This window comes from Streptomyces sp. WAC 06738 (assembly GCF_003945505.1).
Lineage (GTDB): Bacteria > Actinomycetota > Actinomycetes > Streptomycetales > Streptomycetaceae > Streptomyces.
The window spans coordinates 5,236,550-5,261,118 of the sequence record NZ_CP029618.1 but is presented as its reverse complement, the minus strand read 5'-3'; the positions used below and the strand labels follow the sequence as shown (position 1 = coordinate 5,261,118).

At 72.3% G+C, this 24,569-nt stretch carries 22 protein-coding genes; 11 read left to right on the top strand and 11 right to left on the bottom strand.

Going from position 1 to position 24,569, the window contains the following annotated elements; translation table 11 throughout:
• The first annotated feature begins 157 nt into the window (after positions 1–157).
• Both DMB38_RS23350 and DMB38_RS23345 read left to right on the top strand, forming a co-directional pair.
• Positions 158–1,966, top strand: coding sequence for a phosphoenolpyruvate carboxykinase (GTP) (locus tag DMB38_RS23350; protein WP_125936805.1), 1,809 nt, complete (start codon positions 158–160; stop codon positions 1,964–1,966).
• A 238-nt stretch (positions 1,967–2,204) separates the two neighbouring features.
• Complete coding sequence (locus DMB38_RS23345; RefSeq protein ID WP_206337729.1) at positions 2,205–5,549, top strand: tetratricopeptide repeat protein; 3,345 nt, start codon at positions 2,205–2,207, stop codon at positions 5,547–5,549.
• Positions 5,550–5,722: 173 nt separating this feature from the next.
• Here the strand turns inward: DMB38_RS23345 and DMB38_RS23340 are convergent, their stop codons facing one another.
• Positions 5,723–6,133 carry a hypothetical protein gene (locus DMB38_RS23340; RefSeq protein ID WP_240662430.1) on the bottom strand — a complete coding sequence of 137 codons (411 nt, stop codon included), beginning with the start codon at positions 6,131–6,133 and terminating at the stop codon, positions 5,723–5,725.
• 4 nt (positions 6,134–6,137) lie between these two features.
• Positions 6,138–7,010 carry a mycothiol conjugate amidase Mca gene (mca, locus tag DMB38_RS23335; RefSeq protein ID WP_125936804.1) on the bottom strand — a complete coding sequence of 291 codons (873 nt, stop codon included), beginning with the start codon at positions 7,008–7,010 and terminating at the stop codon, positions 6,138–6,140.
• 112 nt (positions 7,011–7,122) lie between these two features.
• Between mca and DMB38_RS23330 the strand changes: the two genes are divergently transcribed.
• Positions 7,123–7,533, top strand: coding sequence for a DUF4307 domain-containing protein (locus DMB38_RS23330; protein ID WP_125936803.1), 411 nt, complete (start codon positions 7,123–7,125; stop codon positions 7,531–7,533).
• A 146-nt stretch (positions 7,534–7,679) separates the two neighbouring features.
• Complete coding sequence (greA, locus tag DMB38_RS23325) at positions 7,680–8,177, top strand: transcription elongation factor GreA (protein WP_125936802.1); 498 nt, start codon at positions 7,680–7,682, stop codon at positions 8,175–8,177.
• Positions 8,178–8,267: 90 nt separating this feature from the next.
• Here the strand turns inward: greA and DMB38_RS23320 are convergent, their stop codons facing one another.
• From DMB38_RS23320 to ilvA, 3 genes are all read right to left on the bottom strand, one after another.
• Positions 8,268–9,074: an ABC transporter permease gene (locus DMB38_RS23320; RefSeq protein WP_164716216.1), complete on the bottom strand. Its 807-nt coding sequence runs from the start codon at positions 9,072–9,074 to the stop codon at positions 8,268–8,270.
• 47 nt (positions 9,075–9,121) lie between these two features.
• Positions 9,122–10,141: an ATP-binding cassette domain-containing protein gene (locus DMB38_RS23315; RefSeq protein ID WP_125936800.1), complete on the bottom strand. Its 1,020-nt coding sequence runs from the start codon at positions 10,139–10,141 to the stop codon at positions 9,122–9,124.
• Positions 10,142–10,476: 335 nt separating this feature from the next.
• Complete coding sequence (gene ilvA / locus DMB38_RS23310; RefSeq protein ID WP_125936799.1) at positions 10,477–11,700, bottom strand: threonine ammonia-lyase; 1,224 nt, start codon at positions 11,698–11,700, stop codon at positions 10,477–10,479.
• Between the two features lie 259 nt (positions 11,701–11,959).
• Here ilvA and DMB38_RS23305 point away from each other — a divergent pair, with 259 nt between their 5' ends.
• The 3 genes from DMB38_RS23305 to DMB38_RS23295 all read left to right on the top strand — a co-directional run bounded on the left by DMB38_RS23305 (position 11,960) and on the right by DMB38_RS23295 (position 13,380).
• Positions 11,960–12,550, top strand: coding sequence for a MarR family transcriptional regulator (locus DMB38_RS23305; protein WP_125936798.1), 591 nt, complete (start codon positions 11,960–11,962; stop codon positions 12,548–12,550).
• Between the two features lie 99 nt (positions 12,551–12,649).
• Entirely contained in the window at positions 12,650–13,129 is a 480-nt protein-coding gene (locus DMB38_RS23300; protein ID WP_047017745.1) for a sigma factor-like helix-turn-helix DNA-binding protein, read from the top strand.
• On the top strand, positions 13,126–13,380 hold the full coding sequence (locus tag DMB38_RS23295) for a hypothetical protein (protein WP_047017744.1): 255 nt from the start codon (positions 13,126–13,128) through the stop codon (positions 13,378–13,380). Before DMB38_RS23300 ends, DMB38_RS23295 begins: the two co-directional genes overlap by 4 nt.
• Positions 13,381–13,548: 168 nt before the next feature.
• On the opposite strand, the gene DMB38_RS23290 is transcribed toward DMB38_RS23295, so the two are convergent.
• Positions 13,549–14,694, bottom strand: a complete 1,146-nt coding sequence (locus DMB38_RS23290; protein WP_125936797.1) for a cystathionine gamma-synthase — start codon at positions 14,692–14,694, stop codon at positions 13,549–13,551.
• Between the two features lie 121 nt (positions 14,695–14,815).
• On the opposite strand from DMB38_RS23290, the gene DMB38_RS23285 reads away from it, so the two are divergent.
• The 4 genes from DMB38_RS23285 to DMB38_RS23270 all read left to right on the top strand — a co-directional run bounded on the left by DMB38_RS23285 (position 14,816) and on the right by DMB38_RS23270 (position 19,570).
• On the top strand, positions 14,816–15,907 hold the full coding sequence (locus tag DMB38_RS23285) for a hypothetical protein (protein ID WP_206337728.1): 1,092 nt from the start codon (positions 14,816–14,818) through the stop codon (positions 15,905–15,907).
• 75 nt (positions 15,908–15,982) lie between these two features.
• Positions 15,983–16,645 (top strand): peptide-methionine (S)-S-oxide reductase MsrA, encoded by a 663-nt coding sequence (msrA, locus tag DMB38_RS23280; protein ID WP_125936796.1) that lies wholly within the window; start codon positions 15,983–15,985, stop codon positions 16,643–16,645.
• A gap of 196 nt (positions 16,646–16,841) precedes the next feature.
• Positions 16,842–18,500 carry a PP2C family protein-serine/threonine phosphatase gene (locus DMB38_RS23275; protein WP_125936795.1) on the top strand — a complete coding sequence of 553 codons (1,659 nt, stop codon included), beginning with the start codon at positions 16,842–16,844 and terminating at the stop codon, positions 18,498–18,500.
• Positions 18,497–19,570: a cobalamin-dependent protein gene (locus DMB38_RS23270; RefSeq protein WP_125936794.1), complete on the top strand. Its 1,074-nt coding sequence runs from the start codon at positions 18,497–18,499 to the stop codon at positions 19,568–19,570. Before DMB38_RS23275 ends, DMB38_RS23270 begins: the two co-directional genes overlap by 4 nt.
• Positions 19,571–19,712: 142 nt before the next feature.
• On the opposite strand, the gene DMB38_RS23265 is transcribed toward DMB38_RS23270, so the two are convergent.
• From DMB38_RS23265 to DMB38_RS23245, 5 genes are all read right to left on the bottom strand, one after another.
• Positions 19,713–20,318 (bottom strand): lytic polysaccharide monooxygenase, encoded by a 606-nt coding sequence (locus tag DMB38_RS23265; RefSeq protein WP_164716215.1) that lies wholly within the window; start codon positions 20,316–20,318, stop codon positions 19,713–19,715.
• A gap of 279 nt (positions 20,319–20,597) precedes the next feature.
• Positions 20,598–21,122, bottom strand: a complete 525-nt coding sequence (locus tag DMB38_RS23260) for a PH domain-containing protein (RefSeq protein ID WP_240662429.1) — start codon at positions 21,120–21,122, stop codon at positions 20,598–20,600.
• Positions 21,123–21,164: 42 nt separating this feature from the next.
• Positions 21,165–22,361, bottom strand: a complete 1,197-nt coding sequence (locus DMB38_RS23255; protein ID WP_125936792.1) for a serine hydrolase domain-containing protein — start codon at positions 22,359–22,361, stop codon at positions 21,165–21,167.
• Between the two features lie 104 nt (positions 22,362–22,465).
• Positions 22,466–23,464: a type I glyceraldehyde-3-phosphate dehydrogenase gene (gene gap / locus DMB38_RS23250; RefSeq protein ID WP_125936791.1), complete on the bottom strand. Its 999-nt coding sequence runs from the start codon at positions 23,462–23,464 to the stop codon at positions 22,466–22,468.
• Positions 23,465–23,610: 146 nt separating this feature from the next.
• Positions 23,611–24,567 carry a helix-turn-helix domain-containing protein gene (locus tag DMB38_RS23245; protein ID WP_047017734.1) on the bottom strand — a complete coding sequence of 319 codons (957 nt, stop codon included), beginning with the start codon at positions 24,565–24,567 and terminating at the stop codon, positions 23,611–23,613.
• Between the last annotated feature and the right edge of the window lie 2 nt (positions 24,568–24,569).

The following is a 24,569-nucleotide window of genomic DNA, read 5'->3' as shown; positions in this document are numbered from 1 at the left end:
CCTCATCATCAAACGAGCGCACACCCGACACCGGATGGGCTCATATGAGCGGCGACCGGGTCGGCACCCCCAAGGGGTAACGGTCTTGAAAACCAGATAGATGTGACAGAAGAGAAGAAACAGCCCAAACCCTCTACATCTGGAGCAAGCAGCACTCATGACCACCCCGACCAAGCACGAAGGGCTCCTCTCCTGGGTCCAGGAGATCGCCGACCTCACCCAGCCCGACGAGATCGTGTGGTGCGACGGCTCCCAGGCGGAGTACGACCGCCTGTGCGCCGAACTCGTCGCCAAGGGCACGTTCACGAAGCTGGACCCCGTCAAGCGGCCCGGTTCGTACTACGCCGCGTCCGACCCGACCGACGTCGCGCGGGTCGAGGACCGTACGTTCATCTGCTCCGAGCAGGAGGAGGACGCCGGGCCGACCAACCACTGGATGGACCCGGCCGAGATGCGCGAGGTCTTCACCGGCACCTCCGGCAACGGCGGCCTCTTCCGCGGCGCCATGCGCGGCCGCACCATGTACGTCGTCCCCTTCTGCATGGGCCCGCTGGGCTCGCCGCTCTCCGCGCTCGGCGTCGAGATCACCGACTCCGCGTACGTCGCCACCGCCATGCGCACCATGACGCGCATGGGCCGCGCGGTCCTCGACGAGCTGGGCGACGACGGCTTCTTCGTCAGGGCCGTCCACTCCGTCGGCGCACCCCTGGAGCCCGGACAGCAGGACGTGCCCTGGCCGTGCAGTTCGACGAAGTACATCTCGCACTTCCCCGAGACCCGCGAGATCTGGTCGTACGGATCCGGCTACGGCGGCAACGCCCTGCTGGGCAAGAAGTGCTACGCCCTGCGCATCGCCTCCGTCATGGCGCGCGACGAGGGCTGGCTCGCCGAGCACATGCTGGTGCTCAAGCTCACCCCGCCGCGCGGCGAGTCCAAGTACGTCGCCGCCGCGTTCCCCTCGGCCTGCGGCAAGACCAACCTCGCCATGCTGGAGCCGACCACCCGCGGCTGGACCGTGGAGACCATCGGCGACGACATCGCCTGGATGCGCTTCGGCGAGGACGGCCGGCTGTACGCCATCAATCCCGAGGCCGGCTTCTTCGGCGTCGCGCCCGGCACCGGGGAGCACACCAACGCCAATGCCATGAAGACCCTGTGGGGCAACTCGGTCTTCACCAACGTCGCCCTCACCGACGACGGGGACGTGTGGTGGGAGGGCATGACCGACGAGCCCCCGGCGCACCTCACCGACTGGCTCGGCAACGACTGGACCCCGCAGTCCGGCACCCCCGCCGCCCACCCCAACGCCCGCTTCACGGTGCCGGCCGCGCAGTGCCCGACGATCGCGCCGGAGTGGGAGGACCCCAGGGGCGTGCCGATCTCGGCCATCCTCTTCGGCGGCCGCCGCGCCACCGCGGTGCCGCTGGTCACCGAGTCCTTCGACTGGCAGCACGGCGTCTTCCTCGGCGCCAACGTCGCCTCCGAGAAGACCGCCGCCGCCGAGGGAAAGGTCGGCGAGCTGCGTCGCGACCCGTTCGCCATGCTGCCCTTCTGCGGCTACAACATGGGCGACTACTTCGGCCACTGGCTCAAGGTCGGCGCCTCCGCGGACGCCGCAAAACTGCCGAAGATCTACTACGTCAACTGGTTCCGCAAGGACGCGGACGGATCGTTCGTCTGGCCCGGGTTCGGCGAGAACAGCCGCGTGCTGAAGTGGATCGTCGAACGGCTCAACGGCGAGGCCGAAGGCGTCGAGACCCCCATCGGCGTGCTGCCCGCCAAGGGCGCACTGGACGTGGACGGGCTCGAACTCACCGACGAGCAGCTCGACTTCCTGCTCTCCGTGGACCCCGAAGTCTGGCGCGAGGAGGCCGCGCTGATCCCCGCGCACCTCGAGACCTTCGGCGACCACACTCCGAAGGAGCTGTGGGACGAGTACCGCGCGCTGGTCGACCGCCTGGGCTGACCTGGTACGCGGCCGGCCGGACCGGCGGGTACGACAACGGCGTCGTACCCGCCGGTCCGTGTTTTCCCCCGCCCCCCAATTCCGCTCGGGGACCGGATACGCGGTGATATCAGCTCTTCATTCACCGCGTCATCCGGCCGAGTTATCCACAGGGGGATGCCGAATGCCCGGGAAACGCGGAAGACTTGGCTGTGCAGGGCAACTGCACGGGCGAGCGACGGGTATGGGAGGGGAGCACATGCCGGGCACAGCGTCCCGACTGCGCGACAAGCATCGGGGGGAGGCGGAGCTTCTTCTCACCCGCGCGGTGGAGGAAGAAGTGCGCCGCTCCGGTGGCCGGACCGACGGCGTGGTGCTGCTCGGCCGGGCGCGGGCGGCGCTGGACGACATGGCGGAGCGCGCCGCCGAGGAGTATGGGGCGTATGTGCGCGCGCTGGACGAGGCCGCCGCCGGCAGGCGCTCGCTCGCCGAGCGCTTCACCCCGCAGTCGATCGGGCCCGCCGTGACCGCGACGCTCAGCGCCGCCGCCATCGCCCTGCTCGTCTCGGCCGAGGAGGGTCTGGGCTCCACGGCTGCGCTCTGGACCGGGGTGGCGGCCGGCCTCGCCGGGCTCGTCGCGGGACTGGTGCAGATCGGCCTGGCCCACTGGCTTTCGGGCAACACGCGCTCGGGCGCCGCCCGGCAGCCCGGCGGCCCGGAGCAGCTCCGGCTGCAGTGGCTGACGGCGCTGGAGCTGCGCGGCGTGCGGCCCTTCTTCGACCAGCAGCGGATGATCTCGGCCGCCACCCGCACCGGCAGTCGCGCCGAGCCCGCCGCGGACCGCCCCCGGCCGGGCACGGCCGGCGGCGGGGGTACGGACCGCGAGCCCCAGTCGCGCCGGAACCGCAGCCAGGAGGCGCGGCAGCGGGCCACCCTGGAGCAGTCCTACCGCCAACTGCCCGAGGCCTCCCCGGTGTACGTGGGCCGCAAGGCGCAGCTCACCCAGATCGCCGGGTGGGTGCAGCAGGGCCGCGCCAGCACGGAGACCAAGCCGACCGTCGTCCTGCTGCACGGCCCGCCCGGCGCCGGGCGCACCACGCTCGCGGTCCGCGCCGCTCACCAACTGCGCGAGCAGTTCCGCGCCGCCGTGGTGGTGGACCTGCGCGGGGAGAGCCTGGGCGAGGACCCGCTGCCCACCCGCGACGCACTGCTGCACCTGCTCAACCGCCTCGGCGCCCCGCGCGACCAGCTCATGTTCCGCGAGCGCCCGGCGCACGACGCGCAGTTGCGCCGGCTCATCGAGCTGTACCACCAGCACCTGACCTCGCTGCCGGTGTCGATAGTGCTGGACGACGCGGTCGACGCCGAGCAGGTCAGGCTGCTGGTGCCGGAGCGCTCCGAGAGCCTGGTGCTGGTGACCTCGCGCGAGCGTCTCGAACTGCCCGACGACCTCGACGCCTGGGTGCACCACATGCCCGTCGAGGGCCTGGAGCCGACCGCGGCCGAGGAGCTGCTGAGCGCCATGGCCCGGGGGACGGAGGGCGGCGAGCGCTCCGCCGACCCGTACGACGCGCAGTCCACCGACCGCATCGGGATGCTCTGCGGCGGGCTGCCGCTGGCGCTGCGCATCGCGGGCTCCGCGCTGGACGGGCGCAGCCTCGTCGGGCTCGCCGAGGCGCTGGACGCCTACGGGCCGGTGGGTCCGGTGGAGCGCGCCCTGTGGCTGCGCTACGGCGACCTGGCGGAGCCGACCCGGGCGCTGCTGCGCCGGCTGTCTCTGGTCGGCCGGGCGAGCCTGGGAGCGGCGGCCTGCGCCGCCCTCCTCGACGTCGGCCAGGAGGAGGCCGGCAAGCGGCTGACGGCGCTGGCCCGCGCCGGGCTGGTGGAGCACGTGCGCGGCTCCCGCTTCCGGGTGCACGACCTGGTGCGCCGCTTCGCGTACGCCCGGCTGCTCGACGAGGAGGACCCCGAGGTGCGCGCCGCCGCGCACGAGCGGCTGATCCGCAGCTATGCGGAGCTGGCCGACTCGGTGATCCGGCTGGTCGACGGGCGCACGTCGACGCGCGCCGACCGGTTCGGCTCGCACGGCTTCACCTCGCTGGACGCGGCGCTGCGCTGGCTGGACGACGAGCAGAGCTTCATCACCGCCGCCCTGCGGCACGCCGAGGGCGTGGACCAGGCCACCGTGCTGCATCTGCTGGGCGCCCTCGCGGACTACTGCCTGCTCCGCGGCGACCTGTACCGCCTCGGCGAGCTGAACGAGCTCACCAAGGCCGCCGACCAGGGACTGCTGATGCGCTCGGTCCAGTGGCGTACGGGCGTCGCCGCCCGGCAGCTCGGCGAGCTGGACAAGGCCCGCTCCACGCTCTCCTCCGTGGTCGACCTCTACCGGGAGGCGCAGCACTCCGCCGGCGCCGCCCGGGCCCTGCGCGACCTGGGCATCACCCTGCAGCAGCAGGGCAGCCTGCGCGAGGCGGAGGCGAAGCTGCGCGAGGCCCTGCAGATGCAGCAGGGCGAGAACATGCGCGGCGACCGCGCCTGGACGCTGCACGCGCTGGCGGCCGTGCTGCGCGACCGCGCCCAGTTGGGCGACGCGCTGACGCTGCTGGACCAGGCGCTCGCGCTGCACCAGGAGAGCGAGAGCGTGCACGGCCAGGCATGGGCGCACTTCCAGCTCGGGCAGGTGCGGCTGCGGATGGGCGACGTCCCGGGAGCCGAGGAGGAGTTGGAGGAGGCCCTGGAGCAGTACGCGCGCACCCGCGACGGCCGCGGCGAGGCATGGGCGATGACGCAGCTCGCCCGCGCCCGGCTCGTCGCCGCCGACCCGGCCACGGCCGTGACGCAGCTCAAGGCGGCCCTCGCCCGGCACCGGGAGAACGACGACGCGCGCGGTGAGGCCTGGACGCTGTACTACCTGGGGCAGGCCCAGGAGGGCGCGGGCAAGCGGGAGTCGGCGGTGCGGGCGCTGGAGCGGTCCCGCTCGATGTTCAGCCGCATGCGGGACGTGTACGGGCTGGCCTGCGCGCGGCACCACTCCGCGCGGGTCACCCGCGACCTGCGCGCCGAGCAGACCGGCACGCTGCGCAACAGCGGCTTCGCCCGGCAGTTGCTCCAGGACGCCAGGCAGGACTTCCGCCGGGTGGGCGTGGCCCACGGCGAGGGGTGGTCCTGCATCGAGCTGGCGGTAATCGACGCGGGCAACGGCCGCGCGGGGCAGGCGCTGGAGCTGGTGGACACGGCGATAGACCTGTTCGGCGGCATCGGCGACCGGCGGGGGGCGACGTGGGCCCGGTTCCTGCGCTGCACGCTGCTGCCGTTCGCCTCGCCCGGCGGCTCGGTGGTGGGTGCGGCGGTGGCGCAGCAGGAGCTGTCGGAGCTGCTGGAGGAGCTGCGTACGGTGACCGCGGGGCGCCGCGGAGTGGTCGACCCGGCGCTGGAGGACTACGCGGAGACGTTCCAGCTCGTGCTGGAGCGTGGCGTGGAGCCGGAGACGGGCTGGCAGGCGTGGCGCCTGGGGATGGTCCCGAGCCGCCATGCCCGGGAGGTCATGGGCGTCCCGCTGGACGGCGCGGCCCCCGCGGGCGACGGCGCCCTGGCGGGCTGACCGGCGGCAGACGGCCCGTCCGGCGGCCCGGAAGCCCGCCGCTGACCACGGACCGGCCGCGCCCGGCCGCGCTCAGGCAGGGGCGACGGCGTGGCCGGGTGCCGAGCGCGCCCGGGATCCCGGCGTGGCGCCACTGGCCCGTACCGGCCCGGAGGCCGTGCCCGCCGCCGTCGTCAGCGGCGGCGGCCGACCGGCTGCTTGCCGGCCGCCGGGCTCTCCGCCGGCGCCGGGGTGCGCGGTGACTCGCCGCTTGGGCTGTCGTCGCGCGGGGCGCCGCCGCGGGGCGCGTCACCGCGCGGGGCCGACCCGCGCGGTGCGTCCCCGCGGGGCCTGTCGTCACGCGGGTCGCCCCCGTCTCCCGGGCCCTCGCCCTCCGGGCGGGAGCCGCCGGGGCCGGCGTCGCCGCGGTCGGTCTTCTCCTTGAAGTCGACCTTGCCCAGGTGGCGGTTCATGCTCTTCAGCAGGAACCACACCGCGACGCCGAGCAGCGCGAAGACGATGAAGCCGAGGACGCCCGGCGTGACCTTGTTCTTGTCGAGCTCCTCCGCGAGCGGGACGAGATCGGCAGCCAATGTGGTGTTCACACGCTCAATTGTCGCGGATGCCGGCGAAGAGGTCGTCCTCGGGGAGGGAAGTATCCACGAGCGACTTCGCCAGCTCGTACTCCTCGGTGGGCCAGACCTCCTGCTGGACCTCCATGGGGATCTTGAAGAACGGCCCGTCGGGGTCGATCTGCGTCGCGTGCGCGATCAGCGCCTTGTCGCGGATCGCGAAGAAGTCGGCGCACGGCACGTACGTCGTGATCGTGCGCTCCTTGCGCTCGAACTCCTTCCACCGCTCCAGCCACTCCCCGTACGGCGACTCCAGCCCGCGCGCGAGCATCGCCTCGTGCAGCGCGACGGTCCGCGGCCGGTTGAAGCCCTGGTTGTAGTAGACCTTCAGCGGCTGCCAGGGCTCGCCCGCGTCCGGGTAGCGCGCGGGGTCGCCGGCGGCGTCGAAGGCGGCCATCGTGATCTTGTGGGTCATGATGTGGTCGGGGTGCGGATAGCCGCCGTTCTCGTCGTAGGTCGTGATGACCTGCGGCTTGAACTCGCGGATCAGCCGGACGAGCGCCTCCGCCGCCTCGTCGACCTCCTGCAGCGCGAAGCAGCCCTCCGGCAGCGGCGGCAGCGGGTCCCCCTCCGGCAGCCCGGAGTCGACGAACCCCAGCCACGCCTGCTTCACACCGAGGATCTCCCGCGCCTCGGCCATCTCCTTGCGCCGTACCTCGTGCATGTTCTTCTCGATGAAGGCATCGCCCTGAAGCTTCGGGTTCAGGATCGACCCCCGCTCGCCTCCCGTGCAGGTGGCGACCAGGACCTCGACGCCCTCCGAGACGTACTTGGCCATGGTGGCCGCACCCTTGCTCGACTCGTCGTCGGGGTGTGCGTGGACGGCCATCAGCCGCAGGTCATCGCTCACAGATTCAATCCTCGGTAACAGGTCGTCTAGGCCGGCTTCTATAGTGACTGAGCGGACTGACAATTCATTCCGCCGTCAGCCGCAGCCAGCCGCTCTGCCGGGAGGGACCATCATGGCCGGTGCGCCCCAAACGCTGCCCGAGGGCCGTTACGGCCGCTCGGCCGACGCCCGTGCCGACCGGCGGCTGAAGGTCGTCGGCGCCGTGCTCGGCGCGGCCCTGCTCGGCTTCGTGGCCTGGGGCGCTGTCGACGCGACGGCCGGTTCGAAGGCGTCCGGGGAGCTGATCCGCTTCCAGGTGATGTCCGACACCGAGGTCCAGGCGCACCTCGAGGTCCGCAAGAAGTCCGACGTCGACGCCGTCTGCACGCTGCGTTCGCTGGCAGCGGACAAGTCCGAGGTCGGCGTGCGCGACGTGCGCATCGACGAGCCGAAGACCCGCGTCGACACCGTGGTGTCGATCCGGACCACGGAGCGCGGCACCAACGCCGAGCTCGTCGGCTGCAAGGCGGCCGACGAGCGATAACAGTCGCCGTCTCGCTGCCGGAATTGTTACGATCGTGGTTTCGCCCCACCCACGAAGGCGCAATTCTTCTGGGTAGGGCGATTGCTGCATCACAGACGCATGAGAACTTCCCCCAGCACCAGAACCACCACCGACAAGGAGCACCTGTGACCCAGACCAGCGACAACGTCACCTGGCTGACCCAGGCGGCGTATGACCAGCTCAAGGCCGAGCTGGAGCACCTGTCGGGTCCCGCACGCACCGAGATCGCCAAGAAGATCGAGGCGGCTCGTGAGGAGGGTGACCTGCGGGAGAACGGCGGGTATCACGCGGCCAAGGAGGAGCAGGGCAAGCAGGAGCTGCGCGTCCGCCAGCTTCAGCAGCTTCTCGAGAACGCGAAGGTCGGCGAGGCCCCGCCGGACGACGGTGTCGTCGAGCCCGGGATGGTCGTCACGATCGCCTTCGACGGTGACGAGAGCGACACCCTCACCTTCCTGATGGCCTCCCGGGAGTACGCGAGCGGGGACGTCGAGACGTACTCGCCGCAGTCGCCGCTGGGCATGGGAGTCAACGGCAAGAAGATCGGCGAGGAGGCGAGCTACGAGTTGCCGAACGGCAAGAAGGCCATGGTGACGATCCTCAACGCCAAGCCGTACGCAGCCTGACCGCGCGTCGGAGGCAGCAGCCCATCGCGAAGCCCCCGGCGGGAACCGAGGTTCCCCGGCCGGGGGCTTCGACGTGCGCCGCGGGGCGTGTTACCCGGCGGAGTTGCGGTACTTCCGCACCGCCAGCGTGCGGAAGAGCGCGATGATGGCGACCGAGTAGATCAGCGAGGCGAGCACCGGGTGCTGCATCGGCCAGGCGTCGGACGGGCTGACGCCCGGGTTGCCGAAGAGCTCGCGGCACGCCTGCACGGTCGCGCTGAAGGGGTTCCAGTCGGCGATGTGCTGCAGCCAGGGCGTCATTCTGCTGGAGTCCACGAAGGCGTTCGAGACGAACGTCACCGGGAAGAGCCAGACCAGCCCGCCGGACGTGGCCGCCTCGGGCGTACGCACCGACAGCCCGATGAGCGCGCCGACCCAGGTGAAGGCGTAGCCCAGCAGGAGCAGCAGGGCGAACGCGGCCAGCGCCTTCGGCAGGCCCTCGTGGAACCGCCAGCCGACCAGCGCGGCGACGAGCGCCAGCACCACCAGCGTCAGCGCGGTCTGCACCAGGTCGGCCAGGGTACGGCCGGTGAGGACCGCGCCGCGGGCCATCGGCAGCGACCGGAAGCGGTCGATGAGGCCCTTGTGCATGTCCTCGGCTATGCCGGCGCCCGCGCCCGCCGTGGCGAAGGTGACGGTCTGGGCGAAGATGCCGGCCATCAGGAACTCGCGGTACACGTCGGAGTCCGTGCTGCCGCCGACGTTCATCGAGCCGCCGAACACGTACGAGAACAGCACCACGAACATGATCGGCTGGATCAGGCCGAAGATGACGACTTCCGGGATGCGGGACATCCGGAGCAGGTTGCGCTTGGCGACGACCAGCGAGTCGCGGGCGGACTGGCCGACACCCCCCAGAGCCGGCGGCGCCGTGGGGCCCGGGCGCGCCGGGGCGGTCGAGGCGGTCACTTGTCGGTCTCCTTCGCGGCGTCTGCGGCGGCCCCGGGGCCGCCGTCCTCGATGGCCTTCCCGTTCCCGTCCTCGTCCTCGGCCGCGTGGCCGGTGAGCGAGATGAACACGTCGTCCAGCGTGGGACGGCGCAGCCCGATGTCGTCGATGGCGATGCCGCGCTCGTCGAGGTCGCGGATGACGTCGGCGAGCAGCCGGGCACCGCCGCTGACGGGCACGGTGAGCTTGCGGGTGTGGTCCGCGACCGTGACCTCGCCCTGGCCGAGGGCGCCGAGGACCTCGCTGGCGGCGAAGATCTGGTCGCGCTGGTGCACGACGACCTCGACGCGCTCGCCGCCGGTCCGGGCCTTGAGCTCGTCGGAGGTGCCGCGGGCGATGACGCGGCCGTGGTCGATGACGCAGATGTCGTGCGCCAGGTGGTCGGCCTCTTCCAGGTACTGCGTGGTGAGCAGCAGCGTCGTGCCGCCCTTGACCAGCTCCTGGATGACGTCCCAGAGCTGCTGGCGGTTGCGCGGGTCGAGGCCGGTCGTCGGCTCGTCCATGAACATCACGGGCGGCTCGACGACGAGCGCGGCGGCCAGGTCGAGCCGCCGGCGCATGCCGCCGGAGTACGTCTTGGCGGTGCGGTCCGCGGCGTCGGCGAGGTTGAACCGCTCCAGCAGGACGCCCGCGCGCGCCTTGGCGTCGCGCGAACTCAACTGGTAGAGCTGGCCGACCATCTGGAGGTTCTCGCGGCCGGTCAGATACTCGTCGACCGCGGCGAACTGGCCGGACAGGCCGATGGACCTGCGCACCTCGTTCGGATGCTTGAGGACGTCGATCCCCGCGACCTCGGCGCGCCCGGCGTCGGGTCGCAGCAGCGTGGTCAGCACACGGACGGCGGTGGTCTTGCCGGCCCCGTTGGGACCGAGCAGACCGAGAACGGAGCCTTCGGGGACGTCGAGATCGACGCCGTCCAGTGCCCGCACATCGCCGAAGTGCTTGACCAGCCCTTCGGCGTGGATGGCGCCTGGCATAGAGATCTCCCCAGGTTGGATGGAAGTCGGTGGTGGTGGACGGTCTGGCGGCACTTCTCAACAAATGTCAGACATGGGCGGACGGGCGGACAACAGCAGGAGAATAGAACACGCGATATATCGCGTCAAGTCGCGAGTGCCAGAGCCGTGTGGGGTGGGTGAACAGTGGGTTGAGGGGGGTGTGCGCGCCTCTGCGCCTCGTTGCGCACGGGCCGGGACAGCGGCGCCGCGGCGCGCGTCCGGAGCGTCGTGCGCGGGGGCGCTGCGTGACGCGTGATGCCCGTGGGGCACGGTGGGCGTCGGACAGCGCTTCGTGCTCGTCGTACTCGTGTGTGTCAGGCAGTCACCGTGTACCCGGCTTTCCGGAGCGCAGCGAGCACCCGATCACAGTGCTCCCGCCCCTTCGTCTCTAGCTGTAGCTCGACTTCGGCCTCCGTGAGCCCGAGGCGCGGATCCGTCCGCACATGGCTCACGTCGAGGACGTTAGCGTCCGCCTCTGACAACACCCCCAGCAGCGTCGCGAGCACCCCCGGGCGGTCGGTCACGCGCAGCCGCAGCGAAAGGTACCTCCCCGCCGCCGCCATGCCGTGCCGGAGGATGCGCTGGACGAGCAGCGGATCGACGTTCCCGCCGGAGAGCACCGCCACCACCGGACCGCCCCCGAATGCCTCCGGATCGGACAGCAGGGCGGCGACCGGAGCCGCTCCGGCCGGCTCGACGACCAGCTTCGCCCGCTCCAGGCACAGCAGTACCGCGGCGGACAGCGCGTCCTCGGAGACCGTACGCACCTCGTCCACGTACTCGCCAATGATTTTGAAGGGGACGTCGCCCGGCTTACCGACCTGGATGCCGTCCGCCATCGTCCCGAACGACTCCAGCGCCACCGGCCGCCCCGCGGCGAGCGAGGGCGGATACGCCGCCGCGTCCTCCGCCTGCACGCCGATGATCCGCACGTCGGGCCGGACCGCCTTCACCGCCACCGCGATGCCGGCCGCCAGGCCGCCGCCGCCGATCCCCACCACGATCGTCGACACCTCGGGGCACTGTTCCAGCACCTCCAGGCCGACCGTGCCCTGGCCCGCCACCACGTCGGGGTGGTCGAAGGGGTGGATGAGGACGGCGCCGGTCGCCGCGGCGTACGACTCCGCCGCCTCCAGCGTCTCGTCGACGACCTGCCCGTGCAGCCGGACGTCCGCGCCGTAGTCCAGCGTCGCGGCGACCTTGGGGAGCGGGGCGCCGACCGGCATGAAGACCGTCGAGCGCACGCCCAGCAGCGACGCGGCCAGGGCGACGCCCTGCGCGTGGTTCCCGGCGCTGGCGGCGACCACGCCCCGGTGGCGCTGCCCCTCGCCGAGCCCGGCGATGCGCACGTACGCGCCGCGGAGCTTGAAGGAACCGGTCCGCTGGAGGTTCTCGCACTTCAGATGGACGGGCGCGTCGACCAGCCGGGAGAGGAACCTGCTGCCCTCCAGCGCAGTGACCCGCGCGATGCCGGCGAGGATGTTCTGTGCGTCGCGAACGTCGTCCAGGCTGACGGCACCGGCCGCGGCTGCGCTCATGGCCACAGTCTCGCACGCTGAGATGGCGCCGGGTTTTCCACAGGGGGTTTTCCACAGGCCGTACGGCACACGGCGGGGCCGCGTAATCTGTGGCCCAGTTCGAATCCACAATGTTCGCCCCTGTCCTACGGACCGACCCGCGCCCGTGTCCGTGCCCGCCCCCGTATCCGCAGTCACCCGCCCGCAGACCCTGCCGCCGTGTCCGCGCCGGCAGCCAGATCCGCAGCCAGTGAACGTCCTCACGAAGTGAGCACCGTCCATGCCCTCCCCCCCTTCTCCCACCGACACCCCGGCACCGGCCGACCTGCTGAACGACCTGCAGCATCAGCTCGCCGTCTTCGCCCGCCGCGCCGAGCAGACGCGCCTCGCCGGCGCCGGGCAGATGCGCAACACGATGGACCGCGCCGCCTACCTGCTGCTCAACCGCCTGGAACAGCACGGCCCCACGGGCGTCAAGGCCCTCGCCGCCGGCATGGGCATCGACTCCTCGACCGTGACCCGGCAGGTCGCGCCGCTCGTCGACGGCGGGCTGGTCAAGCGCGCCACCCACCCCGAGGACGGCCGCGCGGTCGTGCTGGAGCTGACGCCGCTCGGCAGGGCGCGGCTGCACGAGGTGCAGGATTCGCGGCGCGAGCTGGTCGCACGGCTGACCGCCGACTGGACGCCGATGGAGCGGGCCACGTTCTGCACCCTGCTCACGCGGTTCAACACCTCGGTCTCGCAGGCCAACGCCGGGCAGCAGGAGGGCCGGCAGTCCGGCCGGCAGGACGGGGAGGGGAACGGAGAGGGGAGCAGGGAGGAGAGCGCGGAGCGGGACGGCCTCGGCGGCCCGCGGGAGGGGGACGGCTGACGAGGTCAGGTCTCGGCCGGCGTTCGGTGCCGCCGACGTCTTGACCCCGGCGCCCGGCTGCCGTCCTATTGGTTCGAGGGCGGTGAAGGGAGCAGCGCTGTGCGTCAGCGGCGCTCGGCACAACAGCGCCGCCGTGCCCTGGAGTTCGAGACCTTCTGCGCGGGCGCGGCCGGCCGGCTGCTGCATGCCGCCCAACTGCTCACCGCCGAACCGCCGGACGCCGCTCCGCAGGCCGAACGGCTGCTCACCCAGGCCCTGGCCCGTACGTACGCCCGCTGGGACCGGCTGCGCGGCGAGGATCCGTACGAGACCGCGCGGCAGCAGCTCGTCGCCCGCTACGCGCAGACCGCCTGGCGCTACCGGCGCACCTCCGGCGGCCTGCTCGACCGGCTGTCGCCGCAGGAGCGGCTGGTGCTCGTGCTGCGGATGTCGGAGGGCGTCGCCGAGGAGCAGACCGCGGCCGCGCTCGGGCTGCCGCCCGAGCGGGTCCACCAGATACTGATGCGGGCCAGCGCCGCCATGCTCAGCCGGCACACGCCGGCCCCGGGGCGTACGCGACGGGAGGTGGCGACGCCGTGATCTCGATCACCGCCCGCAAGGAGCAGGCCGTACGCGACCTCCTCGACGGCCCGCACCCCGCCGTGCCGCCGCAGCTCGCCGACCTGGCCGCGGCGCGCGGCCGGCGCCTGCTGCGCCGCCGGACGCTGCTGCGGTCCGGGGTGTGGCTGCTGCTCGTCGCGGCGCTGGTGGCGCTTACGGTGTGGGCCGCGGTGAGCGGCGCGTGGGTGGATCACCCGGCGCAGACAACGCCGGACTTCGACGGCTGGTGAGGCGGCGGGGCCGACCCGAGGGCCCGGACCCGATGGCATGGAGCCGGTGCGCGAACGGGGGCCGCGAGGCCCGCTCCCGGTCCGTCCGCTCCGGGTCCGCCCGGCCCCGGTCGGTCCAGGCCCGGGTGTCCGGGCCGGGCGTGTCCCGGCCCGGCAGGTCCCCCGTCCTCAGCCGCCCAGGGCCTGCGTGAGGTCCGCCAGCAGGTCGTCCACCGACTCGATCCCGACCGACAGCCGCACCAGGTCGTCCGGCACCTCCAGCGGCGACCCCGCCGCCGAGGCGTGCGTCATCCGCCCCGGGTGCTCGATCAGCGACTCGACGCCGCCCAGCGACTCCCCGAGGATGAAGAGCCGCGCCCGGTTGCAGACCTCGACCGCCGCCTCCTCGCCGCCCTCGACGCGGAACGACACCATGCCGCCGAAGTCGCGCATCTGCTTCGCGGCCGTCTCGTGGCCGGGGTGGTCTTCGAGGCCCGGGTAGTACACGTGCGTCACGCGCGGGTGCCGGTCCAGCATGTGCGCGACGCGCGCCGCGTTGGCGCTGTGCCGGTCCATCCGTACGGCCAGCGTCTTGATGCCGCGCAGCACCAGCCAGGCGTCGAACGGCCCGGCCACCGCGCCCATCGCGTTCTGGTGGAACGTCAGCCGCTCGCCGAGCTCGCGGTCGGCAACGACGAGCGCGCCGCCGACGACGTCCGAGTGCCCGCCCATGTACTTGGTCGTGGAGTGCACGATGACGTCGGCGCCGAGCGCCAGCGGCTGCTGCAGGTAGGGGCTGGCGAAGGTGTTGTCGACGACGAGCAGGGCACCGGCCTCATGCGCGACGGCGGCGGAGGCGGCGATGTCGGTGATGCCGAGCAGCGGGTTGCTGGGCGTCTCCACCCACACCAGCTTCGTACGGTCGGTGAGCGCGGCCCGTACCGCCGCCGGGTCCCCGGTGTGCGCGACCGAGAACTCCACCCCCCAGCGCGCCGCGACCTTCGCGAAGAGCCGGAAGGAGCCGCCGTACGCGTCATCCGGGATGACCACGTGGTCGCCGGGGGTGAGCGCGGTGCGCAGCAGGCAGTCCTCGGCGGCCAGGCCGGAGGCGAACGCGAGGCCGCGGGCCCCGCCCTCCAGCGCGGCGAGGTTCTGTTCCAGGGCGGTGCGGGTGGGGTTCGCGGAACGGCTGTACTCGTAGCCTCCGCGCAGGCCCCCCACCCCGTCCTGCTTGTACGTGGACACCTGGTGGATCGGCGGTACGACCGCGCCCGTCGCCGGGTCGGGCTCCTGGCCCGCGTGGATGGCGACGGTCTCGAAGCTGGGCTGGCTCATGCGGCCCGAGGATAAGCCCTGGAGGGGGGCCGTTGCGCGCGACGGTCTGGTTTGCTGGAGGGGAGGACCCGTACGTGTACCAGCCCGGCCCGCACCCTCTTTGAGAACCCAGGACACATTAATGGAACTGTTGTTCGCACTCCTCGCCATCGCCCTGATCGCATGGGTCGCCGTGCCCCTGCTGCGGCGTGCCCGGGGCGGCCGGGAGGTGCTGCAGTCGAACGCGCGGGCCGTCGACCCGGCCGGAAGCTACGGCTTCGTACCCGTCGACGAACTCGACGTCCGCCTGCCCGGCCCCGACCCGCAGCTCGCCGAGGTCCTGCGGGAGCTGCGGGAGGACCAGGACTGGCAGGCGGCCTCCCGGCTGCTCGCGCTCACCGACGACGAGTGGGAGCTGCGCTGGCAGCGGGTGCAGACGCTGGCGGGCGCGGCGGCCTTCGAGCTGGCGCAGACGCCCGGCGAGGGCGGAGCGTGGCTGCGCACGTGGCGGGCGGAGAAGCCCAAGGACGTCGGCGGGGCCGAGGTGCACGCGGAGTTCCTGGTACGGCAGGCGTGGATGGCCGGGGCGGGGGCGTCGGAGTTCCCGGTGATCCTGGAGGAGGCGAAGAAGGTCTGCGCGGAGGCGGCGATGCTGGCGCCGGGCAGCCCCATGCCGTACATCATCGAGCTGGCCATCGCCCGCGGGGCGCACTACCGCGAGGCGGACTTCGAGGAGCTGTGGCACACGGTCGAACAGCGCGCGGGTGACCACATGGGCGCGCACCTCGCGGCGCTGCAGTACGCGTGCGAGAAGTGGCACGGCTCCAGGGAGGCGGCGTACGACTTCGCGCAGCGCGCGGCCGCCTCGGCGGGGCCGGGGACGCTGCTGCCCGCGCTGCCGCTGTTCGCGGTCTGGGAGCACCTGCCGGAGGCGAACCTGGTGCGGGGGCTGTACGAGGGCGAGGTCGTCAGGCAGGCGATCGAGGGCGCGCAGTACGCGGTGCACCACGCCCCGGCGGACCACCCGATGCTGCCGCACGTACGGCACCTGCTGGCGTGCTTCCTGGTGCGGGCGGAGCGGTACGAGGAGGCGCTGGAGCAGATGCGCCACGTGGACGGCTACGTGGGCGCGCTCCCCTGGTCGCTGAGCGAGCAGCCGGCGGCGGAGTACGCGGCGTACCGCGCGCTCGCGGTGGCGGGGTACGAGGGCGGCAGGGGCGCCGCGTTGAAGTGAGGCGGCGGGGAATGTCAGAGGTGCGCGATACGTTCCTCGAAAGGGTAATCAGCACGTCAGCGGAGGAGGCCGGAGATGTTCCTGAACCGCCACAAGAACCACCTCGTGACCAAGGACGAGGCGATTCCCGGCCGCCCCGCACCCGCCTTCCCCGTCCCGGAGCGCCACACGGTGCTGGGCCACGCGCTGGAGGGCCCGTACCCGGAGGGCATGGAGGTCGCGGACTTCGGTCTGGGCTGTTTCTGGGGCGCCGAGCGCAACTTCTGGCAGACGCCGGGCGTGTGGACGACCCTCGTCGGCTACCAGGGCGGACACACGACGCACCCGACGTACGAGGAGGTCTGCTCGGGCCGGACGGGCCACACCGAGGCGGTCCGGGTGGTGTACGACCCGGCGGTGGTGTCGTACGACGAGCTGCTCAAGCTGTTCTGGGAGTCCCACGACCCGACGCAGGGCTTCCGCCAGGGCAACGACATCGGCACGCAGTACCGCTCCGCGGTCTACACCCACACCCCCGCCCAGGCGAAGGCGGCGGACGCCTCGCGCGCGTCGTACCAGCAGGTCCTGTCCGCTTCGGGCTACGGCGACATCACGACGGAAATCCTTCCGGCAGCCGACCGCCCCTTCTACCCGGCGGAGCCCTACCACCAGCAGTACCTGGACAAGAACCCGGGCGGCTACTGCGGCATAGGCGGCACGGGCGTGAGCTGCCCGGTGGGCGTCGCCAGGGCCGAGTGAGGGCGTCGACGCGCGCGAGCGCGTCACGGCCCTCCCGGGTGCACTGTCCGGACCGTTGATGCGGCTGTCGGTCTTCGGCATCGCCGTGGCGCGCATGGCGTGACGGGCGCAGCCATAGCTGACAAATACCATAAAATAGGGCTACGACCTGAAATGCTGCGGGCGCGGGAGCGGAGCGCGCAAGAGGTGGTAGCCGATGGCGGACGACGGAGGCGGCGCGGGCGCGTGGAGCCATACCTCCGCGCACCTCGGCGAGCTGCTGGATCTGGTCGACGAGGCCATCGTCACGTACGACCGCGCCGACGGGACGATCCGGGGGTTCAACCGGGCCGCCGTCCGCCTCTTTCCCCGGCTGCGCCCGGGAGAGCCGGCGAGTGCGTCGGCGCCGCCCCTGGCCCGTGCTGCCGCCCGCGGGGCGAAGCGCTTCTCCGCCGCCCACGAGGGCCGCAGGCTCCGTGGTCGTCTGCGTACCGTCGACGGACTCGCGGTGTGGCTGGTCAGTGAGGTGAGCAGTGCACACGAGGCCGAGGCGGCGCTCGTCGACGAACGCGCCAGGTCGGCCTTCCTGGAGGAGGCCACCCAGCGGCTCGGTGCTTCGCTCCATCACAGCCGCACCGTCCGTACGCTCACCGAGATCGTCACCCCGAGACTGGCGGACGCGTCCGTGGTCGTCCTGCCCCCGAGCGGGCGGCGTACGGACTGGCACCGGGCGGGTCCCGGCGGGGCCCGCTCCTCCGGTGAGGTGGCGGTCGAGAGGCTCGAAGAGGTGCCCGAGATCGCGAACGCGCTCTACGGCCTCCAACCGCACCCCACGGTCATCAGCCCTCAGGAGCTGGACCCGCTCGGCAGCCTCATGCCGGCGGAGCTCGTTCGAGGCGGAGAACCGCTCGTGGCCCAGCTCGCCGCGGGGGGCGTGCCGGCCGGCGCGCTGATCATGCTGCGCGGCCCGGAACGGACGCCGTTCGACGATGCCGACATCGAGCTGGCGCACGAGTTCGCCGTAAGGGCCGGACTCGCGCTGGCGACGGCGGCGCTCTATACGCAGCAGGCCCACACCATCGCCGTCCTACAGGCCAGCATGGCCCCGGAACCACTGCCCGCCGCCGACGGCCTCAGGCTCGGCGCCGCCTACCGGCCGGCCGCCGAGGCGCTGCACATCAGCGGCGACTTCTACCACGTGGCCCCCTCCGCCCTGGGCGGGGTCACGTTCTTCTTCGGCGACGTGTCCGGGAAGGGTGCGGAGGCCGCGGTGCTGGCGGGGCATCTGCGGCAGAGCATGCGGACGCTGGCGATGGTCGCGCAGGAAAGCGAACCCCTGCGTGACCTGTCTCTGCTCAACGAGATCGTGCTGAGCGACGGCCACCGTTTCGCGACCCTGGTCACGGGCTCCGCCCGTCCCCGCGACGACGGCTCGGTGAAGGTGGAGATCGCCGGCGGCGGCCACCTCTCCCCGCTCGTACTGCGTGGCGACGGAAGGGTGGAGGAGATCACCTGCGAGGGCACGCTCGTCGGGGCGGTGCCCGATCCCAGTTTCAGCCTGACGGAGGTCGTTCTCGAACCCGGTGAGCTGATCCTCTTCTACAGCGACGGGGTCACCGAAGCGCGAGGCGGTGCGAGCGGGCGGGAGATATACGGCGACGAACGCCTCGTCGACGCGCTGGCCAGTTGCACGGACATGCAGGCGGCGTCGGTCGCCGAGCGGCTGGAGCTGCTCACGACCGAATGGCTTGCCGGCCGCCCGCACGACGACATCTCCATCCTCACGCTCCAGGCACCTCCGCGCCGTGGCTCCTCCCCAGCGTCGGCCCGGGAGCCGCGCGAGTCCCCCGTTGCCGGGAAGGCCGGGACCTCATGAGTGAGACCCGGATCCCCGAAGCCGCCCGGGCCCGCTTCGACGCCTGCCTGGCGGACGCGGACGAGGACGCGGCGGTCGAGCTGGCCGTCGGTCTGGTGACGGGCGGCGTGAGCGCGGAGGACGTGCTGCTCCGGCTGGTGGCGCCCGCGCAGGTGAGGGTCGGTGAGCGGTGGGAGTCCGGCGAGTGGACGGTATCGCGGGAGCACGCGGCCACCCATGTCAGCAGGAAGACCGTCGACGCGGTGGCGGCAGCGGCCGCCGCCCGCGTGCCCGGCGGGGCCGGTTCACGGGGCCACGTGCTGGTGGCGTGCAGCGACGGCGAATGGCACGTCCTCCCCGCCCAGATCCTCACCGAGGTGCTGCGACTGCACGGCTTCGACGTGCAGTTGCTCGGCGGGTCGGTGTCCCCGCAGGGGATCCTCTCGGACGTCCACCAGCACGGCCCCGACGTGGTCGCTCTCTCGTGCACGCTGCCCTGGAACCTCCCGCTCGCCCACCGGCAGATCGAGATCTGCCGGTGGGCGGGCGTCCCCGTCGTCACGGGCGGGGCGGGGTTCGGTCCCGGGGGCACATGGGCGTACGCGCTGGGTGCGGACCTCTACGCGGCCGACGCCCGTGCCGCCGCGGACGCGCTGATGCGCCACTGGCCGCCGGTGTTGCGCGGAGAGTCGTCGGTCGAGGCGGAGGCCGTGGAGGCGTACGCGATGCTCGTCAGGCAACGGCCCGAGTTGCTGGAGCACATGGCGACCGCGCTGCGGGAGGTGCACCCAGGCCCGGATACGGGATACGTCTCCGGTACGGAGCACGAGGAGGGCACCGGGGTTCTCGGCCGGCTGCTGGATTCCCTGGCGGCGGCCGTCTACGTCGACGACGAGCGCGTGTTCACTCGGCACCTCGCCTTCGTACGGACGTATCTCTCCGCCCGCTCGGCGGACTCGCGCTTCCTCATCGTGATGGCGGACACCCTCGCCGACCGGCTGAAGGGGTCGCCGCGGGCCCTGGACAAACTCTCGGCGGGGCGCCGGTTCCTCGCCGGGCGGGAGGAGGACGACTCCGGCGGTCCGGGATGAACGAGTGCCGCGGCGCGGTCGTGGGGGTCCGGTCGCCTCCGCGGGGGAACCGGCACCGGCGGCTCGCTGCGTTCCCCACCGGCCCGGTGCCGGGTTCACGGCACCGGGCCGGCTGAGGTTCTGTACGTACGGGCCTTCCGGCTCAGCCGAAGTTCACGTCACTGCACATCAGGTAGGCCTGGTCCAGGTGCGAGGCCTGCCAGATCGTGAAGACGATGTGGTGTCCGGAGTAGCCGGAGGTCTGGACGGGGAACGTGATGTCGGACGCCGGGGGGTAGCTGCCCGTCTCGGTGATGAAGTCGAGGTCGTCCCAGCCGAGAGCCTGGGTCTTGGGGTCGAACCCCTGCTTGCTCACGTAGACCCGGAAGAAGTCGGCTCCGTGTGATGCCTGGTCGTACAGGTGGATCGAGAAGTTGTCGGTGACGTCGGTCGTCGTCCAGGGACCGGGGTTGTTCAGGCTCTCGAAGTTCTGGTGGTTGTTGCTGCAGAGCTTCCCGTCGGGAGTCCGTTCCTCGAACTTTCCACCCAGCCCGTCCTGGAGCATGCTCATCCAGTTCCACATGGTGTTGGGGTTGGCCTGGTAGGCCTGCCAGCACATGGGGTCCTCCTGCTCCATGGCCGGGTTCAGGTGGTCGTCTCCCCATTCCTCCCAGCAGTGGTAGGCGCGGGTTGCCGGGTCGACGACGGTGCCGTGGGCCTGAGCGCTGCTGGTCCAGGCCAGCGCGCCGGCGAGCACGGCGATCAGCAGGGTGAGCGCCTGGAGAGGTCGGCGGACGGCTCGGCGGGAGCGCCTGCCGGAGTGGCTTGGCTTGTGCATGGGGGGTCTCCTATTCCGGTGGGGGAACACAGATGGGAGCGCTCCCATCACACTACTCCGCCTGGATGAGATGTCCATGACCAAGACAGAGTTTCACACCCCGGTGCGCTTCACGGACCACGTGATCGTCGTCATCCGGATCGCCGCCGGGGCGAACGGGCACAGGAGCGATCGCCGTACGCCCGGAGGGCGCCGGCGCGCCGGGCCCGGTTACCTGCGATCCGGAGGGAGGGGGCGGGTCCCCTCTCTTACTGCCTGGTGGATCGTCCGGGACAATCCGGCCGCGTCGTGGGTGAAGCCCGTGAGGAGGAGCCGTTTGCCGTCCTGGACTCTTATGCGGCAGTGGACGTCCCAGCCCATGACCGCGCTGATCGCGTTCTGCTGGCCGCTGTCAGAGACCTTGCGGATGCTCTCCCAGGGGATCACCCGGGACTCGCCGGTCCTGCGGTAGACGAGGCCGCCCTCGCGGACCGTGTAGACCTCGCCGTGGCGGGTGGTGTAGCGCAGGCCGTTGGTGATGCCCGACCACAGGCAGAGGAGGGCCACACCCACCACCAGGCCGGCGAAGGTGCCGCTGGAGGACTCCTCGAAGGTCTGGATGACGACCGGGATGGCCGCGGCCGCCGCCGCCACCCCGATCACCAGCGAGATGATCCCCGTCCGCCCGTGGCGCCCGACGTCGGTCTGATGGCGAGCCACGAAGGCGCCCAGCTCCTGCTCGCCCGGCACAGTCATGAGTTCCCCCCTCAATCCCCCTTGCCGTGCGCAGCATTCTCCTCAAGAGGCGGGGCCCGCCACAAGCAGGGCGGCGACGCGGGCGACCATCTCGCTCTGGTCGCCGCTGCCGACGGTCGTCGGGTGGTAGGCGAGGACGAAGCGGCGGCGCCCGTCGCGGGTGGAGAACGCCGCGTTCTTGTAGCCGTACGTCTCGCCGGTCTTGCCCCACAGAGGGACGCCGGCGACCACGGCCTGCTGCAGTCCCGTCGAGTAGCGGGCCGGGCTGCCGTCCGGCATGCGTACGTCGTCAGGCGGCAGGGTGAACATCAGGCGCAGCAGCTCCTGCGGCAGCAGTTCGCCGGCGAACAGCGCGGCGAGCAGCCGGTCGAGATCGTCCGTCGTCGAGATCATGTCGCCCTCGCCGCGGGCGGAGGACTGGTCGTACGCGGTGATGTCGCGGAGGCTGCCGTCGGCCGTGGCGAGGTAGCCGTGTACGTGCCGGCCCTTGATGTGCCGGGCGTCGCCGGGTACGTCGGTGCGCGTCAGGTCCAGCGGGCGCAGGATGCGCGTGGCGATGGCGTGCCCGTACGGGCGGCCGGTCAGCCTGTCGATGACCATGGCGGCGAGGAAGTAGTTGATGCCCCGGTACTCCTGCCCGGTGCCCGGGGCGAATTTCAGCGGGCCGTGCGTCGCGGTAGCCACCCACTCCCGCGGTGTCCAGTGGTCGAAGCGGTGGCGGAATACCCCCTCCGCGGTCTGCGGCTCCGGGATGCCGACGTGGTCGGGCAGCCCACTGGTGTGCGTCAGCAGGTGCGCGAGGGTGATCGGCGCGAAGCGCGCCGGGAGCAGTCCGGGCAGCAGGCGCCGCACCGGGGCGTCCAGAGAGACGCGGCCCTCCGCCACCAGTTGCAGCACGACCGTCGCGACGAACACCTTGGTGACGCTGCCGATACGGACCTTGTGGTACGCCGATACCGGCCGTCCGGAGTCGATGTCGGCCACGCCGGAGGTCCCGTACCAGTGGCCGGCCGTGCCGCCGACCCGCAACTGGGCGGCGGTGGACGGGGGGTGCTCCAGGTCGTCGATCGCGGCCTGGAGGGCGGCTGGGTCCACTCCCGGCAGGGGCAGGGCTGGAGCGGGGCGAGCGGGGGCCGCGGCTGCGGGGGTTGCGGACAGTACGGACACGGCGGACGCCGCGGCCGTACCCGTCAGCGCGACGCCCGCAAAGGCCCGGCGTGACATGTGCGTTGTGACCATGCGACGACTCTGCTGGGCGGGCCCGCTCCCGGCATCGGGGACCGCCCCCAGCGGTCCCCGACGGGACCCTGACCCGTCCCGGATACAGGCCCCGGAGCGCACAGTCAGGTGGTGGTGAGGAGTTCGAGGGTGTCGATCACCCGGTGGGAGAAGCCCCATTCGTTGTCGTACCAGGCGACTACCTTGATGTGGCGGCCGTCGACGCGGGTGAGGGCCGAGTCGAAGACGGCGGAGGCCGGGTTGCCCGTGATGTCGGCGGAGACGAGGGGGTCTTCGGAGTATTCGAGGATGCCGGCCAGGGGGCCTTCCGCCGCCGTGCGGTAGGCGGCGAGGACGTCTTCGCGGGTGACGTCGCGGGCGACCGTCGTGTTGAGTTCGACGATCGAGCCGACCGGGACCGGGACGCGGATCGAGTCGCCGGAGAGTTTGCCGTCCAGGCCGGGGAGTACGAGGCCGATGGCCTTCGCGGCGCCCGTGGTGGTGGGGACGATGTTGACGGCCGCGGCGCGGGCGCGGCGGGCGTCGCGGTGGGGGCCGTCCTGGAGGTTCTGCTCCTGGGTGTAGGCGTGCACGGTGGTCATGAAGCCGTGCTCGATGCCAGCGAGTTCGTCCAGTACGGCGGCCAGGGGGGCGAGCGCGTTGGTGGTGCAGGAGGCGTTCGAGACGATGGTGTGGGCCTGCGGGTCGTACGCCCCGGTGTTCACGCCGGGCGCGAGGGTGACGTCCGCGCCGGCGGAGGGGGCGCTGACGAGGACCTTGCGCGCGCCCGCGTCGAGGTGGGCGCGGGCGGCCGTCGCCGCGGTGAAGCGGCCGGTGGCTTCGAGGACCACGTCCACGCCGAGTTCGGCCCACGGCAGCTTCGCCGGCTCCCGCTCGGCGAGCACCTTGATGCGGCGGCCGTCGACGACGAGGGTGTCGCCGTCCGCCGTGACCGGGCGGCCGAGGCGGCCCGCGGTGGTGTCGTAGGCGAGGAGCCGCGCGAGGGTGGCGGGCTCGGCGAGGTCGTTGACGGCGACGACGTCGAGGCTGCTGTCGCGTTCCAGCAGCGCACGGAGCACGTTGCGGCCGATGCGGCCGAATCCGTTGATGGCGATGCGGGTCATGGGCTTCCTGCCTCCCGGGTCTCTGCGGCTCCCCACGGGATTCCCGTGGATGTCCCTTCGGGGTTTCTGCGCTTTCCCGTAGGTTCGCCCGCCCTGCCGCTCCCTGACAGCGGCCCGGGTGCCATCCTCCGCAAGGATCTCGCCAGCTACTCGCCCCGCGCGAACGTGCGCCGGTACTCGCTCGGCGTCGTCCCCAGAATCTGCTGGAAGTGCAGCCGCAGGTTGGCGCCCGTGCCGAGGCCGACGCGGTCCGCGATCTGCTCCACGCTCTGCTCGGACCGCTCCAGCAGCTCCCGCGCCACGTCGATGCGTGCCCGCATGATCCACTGCATCGGCGTGTACCCGGTGTCGTCCACGAAGCGCCGCGAGAACGTGCGCGTCGACACCCCCGCGTGCCGCGCCAGCGCCTCCAGCGTCAGCGGCTCGCCGAGCCGGTGCAGCGCCCACTCCCGGGTCGCGGCGAACCGCTCGCCGAGCGGCTCCGGCACGCTGCGCGGCACGTACTGCGCCTGGCCGCCGCTGCGGTACGGGGCCGCCACCAGGCGCCGCGCGGCGTGGTTGGACGCGGCCACGCCGAGGTCGCCGCGGAGGATGTGCAGGCACAGGTCGATGCCGGAGGCGGCGCCCGCGGAGGTCAGGACGCTGCCTTCGTCGACGAAGAGCACGTTCTCGTCGACCCGTACCTCCGGGTGCTTCGCGGCGAGCGCGCGCGTGTAGTGCCAGTGGGTGGTGGCGCGGCGGCCGTCGAGGAGGCCGGTGGCGGCGAGGGCGAAGGCGCCGGTCGAGATGGCGGCGAGGCGGGCGCCGCGGCGGTGGGCGGCGATCAGGGCCTCGGTGACGGCGGGCGGCGGGTCGTCGCGGTCGGGGAACCGGTAGCCGGGCACGAAGACGATGTCGGCCCAGGTGAGCGCGGACAGGCCGTGTGCGACGTGGTACGAGAGCCCGTCGCCGCCGGCCACCAGCCCCGGTGCGGCGCCGCAGACGCGGACCTCGTACGGCATGCTCCGGCGGGTGCTGAAGACCTGCGCGGGGATGCCGGCGTCGAGGGGCTTGGCGCCTTCCAGTACGAGGACGGCGGCGCGGCGGAGGCGGGAGGCTGGCACGG

Coding starts and splice junctions, on each gene's coding strand:
- DMB38_RS23350 (WP_125936805.1), top strand. CDS start 158: ATGACCACCCCGACCAAGCACGAAGGGCTCCTCTCCTGGGTCCAGGAG.
- DMB38_RS23345 (WP_206337729.1), top strand. CDS start 2,205: ATGCCGGGCACAGCGTCCCGACTGCGCGACAAGCATCGGGGGGAGGCG.
- DMB38_RS23330 (WP_125936803.1), top strand. CDS start 7,123: ATGGCCGGTGCGCCCCAAACGCTGCCCGAGGGCCGTTACGGCCGCTCG.
- DMB38_RS23315 (WP_125936800.1), bottom strand. CDS start 10,141: ATGCCAGGCGCCATCCACGCCGAAGGGCTGGTCAAGCACTTCGGCGAT.
- ilvA (WP_125936799.1), bottom strand. CDS start 11,700: ATGAGCGCAGCCGCGGCCGGTGCCGTCAGCCTGGACGACGTTCGCGAC.
- DMB38_RS23305 (WP_125936798.1), top strand. CDS start 11,960: ATGCCCTCCCCCCCTTCTCCCACCGACACCCCGGCACCGGCCGACCTG.
- DMB38_RS23290 (WP_125936797.1), bottom strand. CDS start 14,694: ATGAGCCAGCCCAGCTTCGAGACCGTCGCCATCCACGCGGGCCAGGAG.
- DMB38_RS23285 (WP_206337728.1), top strand. CDS start 14,816: ATGGAACTGTTGTTCGCACTCCTCGCCATCGCCCTGATCGCATGGGTC.
- msrA (WP_125936796.1), top strand. CDS start 15,983: ATGTTCCTGAACCGCCACAAGAACCACCTCGTGACCAAGGACGAGGCG.
- DMB38_RS23275 (WP_125936795.1), top strand. CDS start 16,842: ATGGCGGACGACGGAGGCGGCGCGGGCGCGTGGAGCCATACCTCCGCG.
- DMB38_RS23270 (WP_125936794.1), top strand. CDS start 18,497: ATGAGTGAGACCCGGATCCCCGAAGCCGCCCGGGCCCGCTTCGACGCC.
- DMB38_RS23260 (WP_240662429.1), bottom strand. CDS start 21,122: ATGACTGTGCCGGGCGAGCAGGAGCTGGGCGCCTTCGTGGCTCGCCAT.
- DMB38_RS23255 (WP_125936792.1), bottom strand. CDS start 22,361: ATGGTCACAACGCACATGTCACGCCGGGCCTTTGCGGGCGTCGCGCTG.
- gap (WP_125936791.1), bottom strand. CDS start 23,464: ATGACCCGCATCGCCATCAACGGATTCGGCCGCATCGGCCGCAACGTG.